The following is an 11,819-nucleotide window of genomic DNA, read 5'->3' as shown; positions in this document are numbered from 1 at the left end:
CACCCTCTCCCGCGCGTCGAGCCTGCCGCCGTCATCCCCGAGCCTTCACCCGGCGGCTCGCGGAACGGGGGATGTTTACTCAACTTGAACGGACTGATGCCGATATCGGTGTGCTCCGTGTCCGGATCGTGCGCATGGAGGGCGTTCCTTGAGTGTTTCTCCACCGGCCCCACAGCGTGCCCCGAGCTCGCGGACCCCGGTTCAGGCGCCGAGCCCGTACCCCTGGAGCCCCTTGCGCAGGGCGCGCAGGGCGTAGTACGTACGGGACTTGACCGTTCCGGCGGGGATGCCGAGCTCCGCCGCCGCCTCGGCCACCGAGCGGTCCTGGAAGTAGACCTGCATCAGCACGGCCCGGTGCTCGGGCCCCAGGCTGCCCACCGCCCGCCGGACGTCGATCGCGGTGACCGAGCCGGCCACCGCGTCCTCGGGGGCGGGTGCCTGCTCCAGGCCGTCGGAGTCGACCTCCTGCGGCCGTGAGAGCCGGGCCCGGCGGGCGTCGATCGCGAGCCGCCGCGCCACCGTGAACAGCCAGGGCCGCATCGATTCGTGCCCGCTCGCCAGCACCTCCGGATGCTGCCAGACCCGTACGAGGGTCTCCTGGACGAGGTCCTCGGCGCGTTGGGCGTCCCCTGCGGTGAGGCCGAGCAGGAAACCGAACAGGGCCCGCCCGTGGTCGCGCTGGAGTTCGGCGAGCGCCTCGGGTTCCGTGCGCTGGAGGGTGGGGGAGGGCGACACGAGTGGCTCCTTCCGGTTTCGCTTTCCGCGGGGATGCCGGGGCTGGGTCGGCGACACCCTCACCCTCACCTGCACGGAGCCGCCCGGGAACTGTCCGGCGGGGCCGTTGCGCCCAAGCACCCGGGTCGTCCGGTGGGCGGCCGCGCCGGGCGACGAACGGTCGAACGGCGCGGCGAACGGCCATGGGCCGTCGGAGTGGGGCGGGGCGGGCGGACTGCGCCGGTGCTTGACTTGCGGCCCCTTCTCCTATGGATTTCGGTTGATCTGACAGTCCTACAAATGGGAGCTGGGACAGATGACCAACCGCATCCGGCAGGCCCTCGCCCTGCTGTCGGCCCTCCTGCTGCCGGCGGCGGCCGCCGGCTGTTCCGCCGCCGGAGGCCCCGCGCCGGCCCGCCTCGGCTCCAGCGCCGCCGGGGCGCCCGCCGGCACGGCCGGACCGGGAGGCGCCACGGCCCCCGCCCCGAAGGGCTTCACCCTGGTCGCGAGCGGCGACGTACTGCCGCACACCTCGGTCATCCAGCGGGCCGCGGCGGACGCGGACGGCGAGGGGCACGACTTCCGGCCCATGTTCTCCGGCGTCAAACCGGTGGTCTCGGCGGCCGACCTGGCCCTGTGCCACATGGAGACCATCTACGGAGAGGACGACGGGCCCTTCAGCGGCTACCCCGCCTTCGTCTCCCCGCCCACCGTCGCCGACGCGCTCAAGGACGCCGGGTACGACGGCTGCTCCACGGCCTCCAACCACACGCTGGACGACGGGGCCGAGGGGCTGAAGCGCACCCTCGACCGGTTCGACAAGGTCGGCCTCGGCCACGCGGGCTCCGCGCGCACGGCGGCCGAGGCGGCCCGCACCACCCTCTACCCGGCGGGCTCCGCCAAGGTCGCGCACCTCGCCTACACCTACGACACCAACGGCTACCCCATGCCCGACGGGCAGCCGTGGGCGGTCAACCTGATGCGGCAGGACAAGATCGTCGCGGATGCGCGCACGGCCCGGAAGGCCGGTGCGGACGTGGTGCTGGTCAGCATCCACTGGGGCACCGAATGGCAGACCGAACCGGACGAGACCCAGCTCTCGCTGGGCAGGGCGCTGACCGCCTCGCAGAGCGGCGGACGCCCGGACATCGACATGATCCTGGGCACGCACGCGCACATCCCGCAGGCCTACGAGAAGGTCAACGGGAGCTGGATCGTCTACGGCATGGGCGACCAGGTCGCGGGGGAGATGTTCAACCACACCGGCGCGCGCGACATGCGGGGCAACTACGGCTCCATCGGCCGTTTCACCTTCGCCCCGCCCGCCGCGCCCGGACAGCGCTGGCAGGTGACCAACGCCGAGTTCGTCCCGCAGATGATGGACCTGTCCACGGGCAGGGTCGTCAACCTGCCCGCCGCCCTCGCCGAGGACCCGGGCCACGAGGCGTACGAGAGCGCCGACGAGGCCATCACGGAGGCCGTCCTCAGCCGCGGCGCCGCCAAGGACGGCCTGAAGCGGGCCCGGTAGCCACTCGTGGGGGCCCGTCCACGGGCACCTCGAATTCTCGGCTCCGGCGCGCGGACCGGCGCGGCCCTCCCTACAGTGCCAAACATGAGTGCCACGCTGGAGGAGACCCGGGGGACCCGCAACCGCTTCCTGAACCGGGTTCCCGACGCCTTCGGGGCGTTCTTCGGAACGCTGGGGCTGGTGTGCGCGCTGCTGGCGCTCTCCCCGACGCTGCGCAGGCTCCTGCGGCCCGTGGTGCGCTTCCTCGACGACTTCGTGGTGCCGGTCAGCGAGAACCTCGCGTACGCCGTCTTCCTCTTCCTCCTCGCCGCCGCCCTCGGCACCCGCAAGAAGATCGCCTGGTGGATCGTCGTCACCTATCTGGCCCTGCTGATCCTCGTCGACCTGCTGATCATCGCCGACGGGGACTTCTGGGTCGGCGGCCCCTCGATGGCCCTCGCCGTGGTGGCCCTCGGCATCCTGGTCGCCGCCCGCAAGGAGTTCTACGCGGACTCCCGGCCCGGCGCCGTCTGGCGGGCCATGCTCGTGCTCGGCCTGGGGCTGCTCGGGGCGGTGTTCCTCGGCTGGGCCCTCGTCGCGCTCTTCCCGGGGACCCTGCCCAAGGGGCAGTGGCTGGACTGGGCCGCCAAACAGGTCTTCGGCGGGCTCTTCTCCGCCCGGCAGTTCGACGGCCGCCCGGCCCACCCGCTCTACTTCCTGCTCGGCCTCTTCGGCGCCCTCGCCCTGCTGAACGCGGCCGCCACCCTCTTCCGCTCGCAGCGCCTGACCGCCGCCCTGCACGGGGACGAGGAACCCCGGATCCGCGCGCTGCTCGGCGCCTACGGACGGGGCGACTCCCTCGGCTACTTCGCCACCCGGCGCGACAAGGCCGTCGTCTTCGCCCCGAACGGCAAGGCCGCCGTCACCTACCGCGTCGAGGCCGCGGTCTGCCTGGCCAGCGGCGACCCGGTGGGCGATCCCGGCGCCTGGACCCCCGCCATCGACGCCTGGCTCGCGGTGGCCCGCCGCCACGGCTGGCAGCCGGCCGTGATGGGCGCCTCCGAGGACGGGGCGACCGCGTACGCCCGCTCCGGCCTGAGCGCCCTCCAGCTCGGCGACGAGGCCATCCTGCACGTGGCCCACTTCGACCTCGACGGCCGCGACATGCGGGTCACCCGGCAGGCCGTCAACCGGGTCGGGCGCACCGGCGCCACCACCCTGATCCGACGCCACTCGGCCCTCTCCGAGGAGGAGATGCGGACCATCGTCGACCGGGCCGACCACTGGCGGGACACCGAGACCGAACGCGGCTTCTCCATGGCCCTGGACCGGCTCGGCGACCCCGCCGACGGGGACTGCCTGCTGGTGGAGGCCTTCGACGCAGGCGGTGAGCTGATCGCCCTGCTGTCCTTCGTCCCCTGGGGCAGGGACGGCATCTCCCTCGACCTGATGCGCCGCGACCGCTCCGCTCCCAACGGGGTCATGGAGTTCATGGTGGCGCAGCTGTGCGCCGCCGCGCCCGGCCTCGGCGTACGCCGGATCTCCCTCAACTTCGCCGTGTTCCGCTCGGCCTTCGAGGAGGGCGGCCGGATCGGCGCGGGCCCGGTGCTGAAGCTGTGGCGCAAGCTGCTGCTGTTCTTCTCCCGCTGGTGGCAGCTGGAGGCCCTGTACCGCTCCAACGTCAAGTACGGGCCCGAGTGGTACCCGCGCTTCCTCTGCTACCAGGACGCCGGCTCGCTCGCCCGGGTCAGCCTCGCCTCCGGTATCGCCGAGGGCTTCGTCTCCGTACCGAGCATGCGCAAACTGTGGGGCAACGGCCATGCCAAGGGCCTCACCGCCCCCGCCAACACCGCCGGGCTGCCCTCCATCGACTCCCTCGGCCTGGACCTCGTGGGGCAGGACGGGGAGCGGGCCCCGGCCGAACGCCTGCCCGAGCAGGTCCGGGTGCGGCACGCCAAGCTGGAGCGGATCCGGGCGGCCGGAACCGACCCCTACCCGGTCGGGATCCCGCAGCGCACCCACACCGTCGCCCAGCTCAAGGCCGCTCACCCCGGCCGGGCGCCCGGCAGCCGTACCGGCGAGCGGGTCACCCTCGCCGGGCGGGTGATGGTCGTACGGGACCTCGGGGGCGTGGTCTTCGCCGTGCTGCGCGACTGGACCGGCGACTGCCAGCTGATGTTCACCCGCGAGGAGTCGGGGCCCGGCGTACTGGACGCCTTCACCTCCCAGGTCGACTTCGGCGACCACGTGGTCGCCACCGGCGAGGCCGGCGCCAGCCGCAGCGGGGAGCCGTCGGTCGTGGTCGGCTCCTGGCAGCTCACCGGCAAGTGCCTGCGCCCGCTGCCCGACAAGCGCAAGGGCCTGGCCGACCCCGAGGCGCGGGTCCGGCGCCGCTACCTCGACCTGGTCGCCAGCCCCGACGCGCGGGACGTCGTACGGGCCCGCTCCCACGCCGTCCAGGCACTGCGTCAGGGGCTGCTGGACCGCGGCTACCTGGAGGTCGAGACCCCGATGCTCCAGCAGATCCACGGCGGCGCCAACGCCCGGCCGTTCCGCACCCACATCAATGCCTACGACCTCGACCTGTACCTGCGCATCGCGCCCGAGCTGTACCTCAAGCGGCTGTGCGTCGGCGGTATGGAGAAGGTCTTCGAGATGGGCCGCACCTTCCGCAACGAGGGCGTCTCCTACAAGCACAACCCCGAGTTCACGATGCTGGAGGCCTACCAGGCCTTCGCCGACTACGACGTGATGCTCGACCTCACCCGCGAGCTGATCCAGGGCGCGGCGACGGCGGCCTTCGGCTCGCCCGTCGCGCACAAGGCGGGACCGGACGGGAAGCTCGTCGTCCACGACATCTCCGGGCCCTGGCCGGTGAAGACGATGTACGGGGCCATCGGCGAGGCGCTCGGCGAGGAGGTCGACGCCGACACCGAGGAGCACGTGCTGCGCGCGCTGTGCGACCGGGCGGGCGTCCCGCACGGGCCCAAGGACACCCGGGGCGACGTGGTCCTGGAGATGTACGAGCGGCTGGTGGAGGAGCGGACGAAACTCCCCACCTTCTACAAGGACTTCCCGACCGACGTCTCCCCGCTCACCCGCCAGCACCGCAAGGACCCCAGGCTGGCCGAGCGCTGGGACCTGGTGGCCTTCGGCACCGAACTGGGCACCGCCTACTCGGAGCTGACCGACCCCGTCGAGCAGCGCCGCCGGCTGACCGCCCAGTCGCTGCTGGCGGCGGGCGGCGACCCCGAGGCGATGGAACTCGACAACGACTTCCTCGACGCCCTGGAGTACGCCATGCCGCCCACCGGAGGACTGGGCATCGGCGTCGACCGGCTGGTCATGTTCCTCACGGGTCTGACGATCCGCGAGACGCTGCCGTTCCCCCTGGTGCGACAGAGCTGATCAGCGGGGTGGCTGGTCCGAGGGGGTGACGGGGGCGGGGCGCGTCCGCGCCTCTCGACATCTGCGGCGATGTCGTTGATACGTAGTAATAATGAAAAATGACGAGCCGACAGTAGGGCGACGCATGCTCCTGCGTACCGCCGTCTTCCTCGGAATCGCCGCCGCCTCCGGCCTGGTCACCGCCGGCGAGGGCGGCCCCCAGGGCGGATCCACCGCCGGCGCCCCCGCCGGCGCCCCCGGCGCCGCTCCCGGACCGGCGCCCGGGCCGGCGGGCGCCGCCGGAGCCCCCGGGCTGCGCCCCGAAGGGCCGCCCGACAAGTCCTACCGGCTGCGGCCGATGACCGCCGAGGCACCCGCCCGGCCCCCCGTCGCCAAGCCCGCCGTCCGCAGCCGGCCCATCCTGGAGCTGCCCGCCGAAGCCGCCGAGGGCAGTTCCATGGTGCTGACCTTCGACGACGGCCCCGACCCCCGCTACACCCCGGCCATCCTCGACACCCTCGCCCGGTACGGGGTCCGCGCGATGTTCTTCGTCTGCGGGGAGATGGCAGCCGAGAACCGCGACCTGCTGCGCCGGATGACCACCGAGGGGCACGTCATCGGCAACCACACCTGGACGCACCCGCTCATCCCCACGCTCGGCCGCTCCGCCCTCGAGGCCGAGATCGGGCGCACGAGCGAGGTCGTGCAGCAGGCCGTGGGCCAGGCCCCGCAGTGGTTCCGGGCGCCGTACGGGGCGTGGAACCGGGCCGCCTTCGAGATCGGCGCCGACCTGGGGATGGAGCCGCTCGCCTGGACCGTGGACACCCTCGACTGGAAGGAGCCGGGGACCGCCACGATCATCTCCCGGGTGCTGGGGGGCGCCGCCCCCGGGGTGATCGTGCTCAACCACGACGCCGGCGGCGACCGGTCGCAGAGCGTCCGGGCGCTCGAGGCGTACCTGCCCCAACTGCTCGGACGCGGCTACCGGATGACGCTGCCGACCCGCTGAGGGCGCGGTACCCCCTCCGGCGGGTCGGGGAGGTGGCCCCCGGCCCGCCGGGGCCCGTCGCGCCCTGGAGGGAAACGTTCCGTCAGCGGGTCGCCACCATCCGGGCGAAGACGACCACGTTGCCGTCGTACCCCTTGGCCTTCGAGTAGGCGCCGCCACAGGTGATCACCCGGAGCTCCGCGTGCCCGGTGTCCCCGTACACCCGGGCTCCGGGGAAGGCCTCCTTGGAGAACACCTCCACTCCGTACACCTCGAAGACGGCGATCCGCCCGTCGTAGCGCTCCACCTCGATCCGGCTGCCCGGCTTGACCGAGCCCAGGCCGTAGAAGACCGCCGGGCCCTGCGCGTTGTCCACGTGCCCCACGATCACCGCCGAACCCTGCTGGCCCGGCGAGATGCCGTTGAGGTACCAGCCCGCCAGGTTGCGCTCCTGCGGTGGCGGGGCGTCGATCCACCCCTGCGCGTCCAGCCCGACCGTCATCACCGGCGCGTCCACGTTGATCGTCGGAATCCGGACGCGCTGCACCGACGAGTGCTCCAGCACCTCCAGGTCCGCCGGCGGCGTCGGCGCCGGCAGCTGGTCCGCGCGCACGGCGACGGCCGCCGCGGCGGTGGGCTGCGGCGGCCCGTCCTCGGCGTTCGCCCCGTTCCTCATCATGGCGAGGCCGCTGAGCATGACCAGCGCGAGGACTCCCCAGGGGGAGCGTCTCCTCGGCGGCTGCTCGCACTCGTCCTCGGTCATGGCTCTCCCTTCCCGACGCGGGGGTCCCGACCCGCGTTCATGTCCCTCCCCGGTACGCCCTTCTTCACGCACGTTAAGGGTGCACGGCCGGGACGGCGATCGGGGAAGGGCGAACGGGTGGTGCGCCCGGTTGGGGTGCGCCCATCCAGGTATTCGTCACATAAATGCCTGACGGCTCATGACCTGCGGATCCGTCAGATGATCAGTCCGCGCTTCGGCGTGTCGCTCAACCGGGCGGCCCAAAGGCGGAAATGCGCTGGTTGCGAGCCGCGCCGAGGGTTCGTGATGGGAGGCGTTCTCGTCGATCTGCCCGGGCCACCGCTCCGGGGCGCTTCCCGCTGGAGGTTCCACCATGCGTGTTCTGCGCGCTCTCACCGTGACCGCGGCCGCCTGCGCCGCGATCGGGCTCAGTGCCTCGTTCGCCGCCGCGAACTCGCCGCAGGGCGGCGGCAACGGCCCCAGCAACGTCACGGTCAACCCGTACTCCGTGCACCAGGGTGCCTCGATGCAGGTCAGCGCCGCGGGCTGCGGCCACGGCGGCACGGTCTGGTCGAACGGCAACTTTCCGCAGACGAACCTGTCGGCCGGCTCCATCGGCTTCGCGACCGTCCGGATCTTCAACCACGCCTCGCCCGGCCACCACACGCTGTCGGTCAAGTGCCACGACAACAGCCTGGTGGCCACCCACCGGTTCACGATCCTGCCCGGCAACGGAGCACAGGGCGGTATCGGCGGTTCCTTCGGCCCGTCCACCGCCGAGACGGCCATCGGCGCGGGTCTGGTGGGCGTCGCGGCACTCGGCGCGGGCGCGCACGTGATGCGCCGCCGCCGTCCGGCGGGCTCCCGGGGCTGACGCCGCCCGGCCCCCGCCGCCGTCCGCCCCGGGTCCCGCCCAGGACCCGGGGCGACCGGTGGTGGCCGGCGGTCGGCGACGGCGCGGGGTCAGTGGCCGCGGGCCTGGCGGCGCCGGCGCAGGGCGTACGCCGTACCGCCCGCGGCGGCGAGGAAGAGCGCGGCGCCCGCACCGAGTTCCAGGGGGTCCATCCCGGCCACGCTGCCGCCGAGCCCGCCCCGCACGCCGAGGGTGGCTCCGGCGGAGCTGCGGGTGGTGGGAGTGGTGCGGGTGGCCGGGGTGGTGCGCGTGGTGGGGGTGGCGCGCGGCTGGATGCCGGCCGTGGTGCCCGTGGAGGGGCTGGGCCGGATGCCGGTGGTGGAGCTGGTGCTGGGGCTCGTCGTACCGCCGGCGATGGTGAGGTCGGCGGAGCCGTTCTCCCCGTTGCAGGTGAAGGTGACGGAATACAGGGCTCCGCGCCGGGCGTCACGGTCCACGGTGACCCGGACGGTCTGTCCGCGCGCGATGCTCACGGTGTCGAAGACCCCGGAGGAGGCGGTGGCGTAGGCGGCGTCGCAGTTGGTGACGGAGAGCGTCACCTGGCCGCCGGGGGCGACCGTGGAGGGGGTGACGGCGAAGCCGAAGGAGGTGACTTGCGCCGGCTCGGCCGCCGGGGCGGAGGGCGCGGCGAACACGCCGAACGCGAGAACGGCGCCGGCGGCGCCGGTGCTCAGCAGGGCGATGGCGGAGCTGCGTATCGCACCCATGGTCGGTCCTCCGGATCCCCGAGGGGCAGTCGCGCAGCGTCTCCGCACGTGGGGGGTCGTGCACCTCGATGTCCGCCACGCTAGGTGCCGGTCGGGTGACCCGCGATCAGGAACGGGCGAATGGGGCATGCCCGTAGGCCGAACCGGCGACGGGAGGCCCGCCCCCGGTTTCCCGGGAGCGGGCGCGCGTTCAGCTCTTCAGCCCCAGGTGCGGGAACTGGGCGAGGAAGGGCTCGGCGGTGGCGGCGATGCCCCGGCCGAAGGGGGCGTCGAAGTCCCAGATCAGGAAGAGCAGGAAGGCGATCAGCGCGCTGAAGAGGCCGGCCAGCAGCATCTCGCGGAAGGAGCGGCGGATCTGCAGGGTGAAGATCAGGCCCACCGTCACCAGGGCCCCGGCGATCAGCCCGAACCACACCACCCCGGGCATGGTGGCCCCGGCGCTCTGGCCGCGTGAGTTGCGGGCGTCGTCCACCAGCGCGACCTGGTCGACCAGCGGCTGGTAGGCCTGCCCCTCGTGGTCGGTCTGCGGCTCGTAGTCGGTGACGTCCCGGCGGATCTTCTCGAGCAGCTCCCCGCTGCGTTCGGTGAGGTCGCCGTCCTGGGCCATCTGCTCCCATTCCGTGTCGACCACGTAGGTCACGTACGCGTCGACGTCGGAGCGGATCCTCTTGCGCACGTCGGCCGGGTAGACCTCGGAGCGGACGCTGATCTCGTGCAGGGCCTGGGCCTCCTGGCGTACGTACTCCTGGGCGGCCCCGCGGCCCTCCCAGACGCCCGCGATCGCCAGGCCCAGCACGATCGCGTAGATCACCCCGATCATCATCGTCATGTACTCGATGACGTCCGGGGTCTCGTTCGGATCGTCGTCCTCGCCGATCCTGCGGTGGTTGAAGAAGGCGATGGACAGCACCACGGCACAGGCCGCGGCCATCGCGAGGGACAGGACGAGCCATTCCGACAAGATGACTCCAAAATCGATGAGCGGTGGGTGCGGTTCAGGGGGACACCCCCTAGCGCGGGCGCAGTGCGACGATCGCGAGCACGGCCGGGGCGGCGGTCATGAGGGTGAAGGTGACCGGTGAGACGTGGCGCTCCACCGGTTTGCGGGCGGGGGCGTGGTACGCGGGACGGGCCACGGGCCTGGGCGGCGGGGTCGCCGCCGGTGCGGGCGGTGGCTCGGGCGCGGGCGGTGGCGGGGCGGGTGCCTCGTACACCCGGGGCGCGGGCTTCGGTGCCGGTACCGGTACCGGCTTGGGCACCGGCACCGGCTTGGGGGCCGGTGCGGGCGGCGCGGGGGCCGGCTTCGGCGGCGGTGGCGGCGGGGTGGGCTTGGGGGGTGGCGGCTTCGGCGGGGGAGAGGGCGGTGGTGGCGGTGGTGGCTTGGGGGTGGGCTTGGGCGGGCACGGCGGGGGAGGCGGCGGCGGGCAGTGGTGGCCGTGGCCGTGGCCACGACCGTGCCCGTGGCCGCGGCCGTCGTGATGTCCGCCACCTCGGCCGACTCCGCTCCCGCCGCTGCCGGCGAACGCGGACAGCTCGATGGAGGCCCCGTCGCCCGAGGTGCCGATCGTCGCGTAGGCACAGCTATCGGCCATGGCCGGTGTGGTGGACAACGCCGCCCACAGCAGGACCGGGACCGCCAGCAGGCGCCTGGCACAGGCTCTGTTCACCCGGGGAGCATGGGCCCGCGCGCGCCCGCGCACGCGGGGCGCGGCGTCGGTTCGCCTGAACGGGTGGAGTGTGGAGCGTAGAGGTTTGAGCCAGATTTGGAGCGCTTCTGATCGTTGGATGGCCAAATCCCAAAAGGTATTTGTCGGTTTCTTCGCCATCGATGTCGGGGTCCGCACGTGCCTTTGGTGTGTGACCAAGAACGGACCGCCAATTTCCGCTTTAGCTCGCCCTGTTGGGAAATGATCAGTACATTCGGCTCGGACAGCAGTCCGACCCCCGTCCCACCTCCCGGACGGACCCCCGCACGACCGCGGCACGACGACGCTTGGAGACCCCGATGGAACGCCCCGCCTGGGCCCCGCCAGGCATCGACATATCGGTGCCCAGTGTGTCCCGTATCTACGATTACTACCTGGGCGGCTCCCACAATTTCGAGGTCGACCGCCAGGCCGCCCGCCGCGCCATGGAATTCATGCCGGGTCTGCCCAAGATCATGCAGGCCAACCGGGCGTTCATGCGCCGCGCGGTCCGCCACGCCGTGGCCGGGGGCGTCACCCAGTTCCTCGACATCGGCTCCGGCATCCCGACCTTCGGCAACGTCCACGAGGTCGCCCGCGCCGCCAGCCCCGAGGCCCGCGTGGTCTACGTGGACCACGACCCGGTGGCCGTCGCCCACAGCCACGCCGTCCTCGCCGGCGACGACCGCACCGGCGTCGTCTCCGCCGACCTGCGCAAGCCGCAGGACATCCTGGGCTCCCCCGAGGTCGGCCGGCTCCTGGACCTGGACCGGCCCGTCGCGCTGCTGCTTGTCGCCGTACTGCACTTCCTGGAGGACACGGACCGGCCGTACGCCGCCGTCGCCGAGCTGCGCGACGCGCTGGCCCCGGGCAGCCTGCTGATCCTCACCCACGCCTCCTACGAGGGCATCCCGCTCACCGAGGAGGCCGCGGGCGGGGCCGTCGGCGTCTACCGGGACATCCGCAACCCGCTGGTCATGCGCCGCCACGAGGAGATCACCGGCTTCTTCGACGGGTTCGAGCTGCTGGAGCCGGGCCTCGTGTCCATGCCCGACTGGCACCCCGAAGGCACCGGACCCCTCGCCGACGGCGAGGCACCGGAGGATCCGTACGCCTTCTCGGGCTTCGGCGGCGTGGGACGCAAGCCGTGAGACTCCCCGCTCCGACGCCCCCGCC

At 72.8% G+C, this 11,819-nt stretch carries 10 protein-coding genes; 5 read left to right on the top strand and 5 right to left on the bottom strand.

What is annotated here, in order from left to right; genetic code table 11:
* Nucleotides 1-201 precede the first annotated feature (201 nt).
* Complete coding sequence (locus OOK34_RS31345) at nucleotides 202-735, bottom strand: sigma-70 family RNA polymerase sigma factor (RefSeq protein ID WP_267036562.1); 534 nt, start codon at nucleotides 733-735, stop codon at nucleotides 202-204.
* A gap of 295 nt (nucleotides 736-1,030) precedes the next feature.
* Here OOK34_RS31345 and OOK34_RS31340 point away from each other — a divergent pair, with 295 nt between their 5' ends.
* The 3 genes from OOK34_RS31340 (at nucleotide 1,031) to OOK34_RS31330 (ending at nucleotide 6,617) form a co-directional block, all read left to right on the top strand.
* Nucleotides 1,031-2,242 (top strand): CapA family protein, encoded by a 1,212-nt coding sequence (locus OOK34_RS31340; protein WP_267036563.1) that lies wholly within the window; start codon nucleotides 1,031-1,033, stop codon nucleotides 2,240-2,242.
* An 84-nt stretch (nucleotides 2,243-2,326) separates the two neighbouring features.
* The gene (gene lysX / locus OOK34_RS31335) at nucleotides 2,327-5,629 is read left to right on the top strand and encodes a bifunctional lysylphosphatidylglycerol synthetase/lysine--tRNA ligase LysX (protein ID WP_267036564.1); all 3,303 of its coding nucleotides are present in this window, start codon (nucleotides 2,327-2,329) and stop codon (nucleotides 5,627-5,629) included.
* A gap of 124 nt (nucleotides 5,630-5,753) precedes the next feature.
* Nucleotides 5,754-6,617, top strand: a complete 864-nt coding sequence (locus OOK34_RS31330) for a polysaccharide deacetylase family protein (RefSeq protein ID WP_267036565.1) — start codon at nucleotides 5,754-5,756, stop codon at nucleotides 6,615-6,617.
* Between the two features lie 82 nt (nucleotides 6,618-6,699).
* Here OOK34_RS31330 and OOK34_RS31325 read toward each other — a convergent pair whose 3' ends face one another.
* Entirely contained in the window at nucleotides 6,700-7,359 is a 660-nt protein-coding gene (locus OOK34_RS31325; RefSeq protein ID WP_267036566.1) for a class F sortase, read from the bottom strand.
* 352 nt (nucleotides 7,360-7,711) lie between these two features.
* On the opposite strand from OOK34_RS31325, the gene OOK34_RS31320 reads away from it, so the two are divergent.
* Complete coding sequence (locus tag OOK34_RS31320) at nucleotides 7,712-8,212, top strand: hypothetical protein (protein WP_267036567.1); 501 nt, start codon at nucleotides 7,712-7,714, stop codon at nucleotides 8,210-8,212.
* Nucleotides 8,213-8,301: 89 nt separating this feature from the next.
* Here OOK34_RS31320 and OOK34_RS31315 read toward each other — a convergent pair whose 3' ends face one another.
* From OOK34_RS31315 to OOK34_RS31305, 3 genes are all read right to left on the bottom strand, one after another.
* Entirely contained in the window at nucleotides 8,302-8,958 is a 657-nt protein-coding gene (locus OOK34_RS31315) for a hypothetical protein (protein WP_267036568.1), read from the bottom strand.
* A gap of 190 nt (nucleotides 8,959-9,148) precedes the next feature.
* Nucleotides 9,149-9,919: a DUF4239 domain-containing protein gene (locus OOK34_RS31310; protein WP_267036569.1), complete on the bottom strand. Its 771-nt coding sequence runs from the start codon at nucleotides 9,917-9,919 to the stop codon at nucleotides 9,149-9,151.
* 49 nt (nucleotides 9,920-9,968) lie between these two features.
* Complete coding sequence (locus tag OOK34_RS31305) at nucleotides 9,969-10,094, bottom strand: hypothetical protein (RefSeq protein ID WP_267037536.1); 126 nt, start codon at nucleotides 10,092-10,094, stop codon at nucleotides 9,969-9,971.
* A gap of 869 nt (nucleotides 10,095-10,963) precedes the next feature.
* On the opposite strand from OOK34_RS31305, the gene OOK34_RS31300 reads away from it, so the two are divergent.
* Nucleotides 10,964-11,794 (top strand): SAM-dependent methyltransferase, encoded by an 831-nt coding sequence (locus OOK34_RS31300; protein WP_267036571.1) that lies wholly within the window; start codon nucleotides 10,964-10,966, stop codon nucleotides 11,792-11,794.
* Nucleotides 11,795-11,819 lie beyond the last annotated feature (25 nt).

Origin of the sequence: Streptomyces sp. NBC_00091, assembly GCF_026343185.1 — a bacterium.
In the GTDB taxonomy this organism is placed as follows: domain Bacteria; phylum Actinomycetota; class Actinomycetes; order Streptomycetales; family Streptomycetaceae; genus Streptomyces.
The sequence above is the reverse complement of the archived record's forward strand: the minus strand, read 5'-3'. Positions and strand labels throughout refer to the sequence as shown.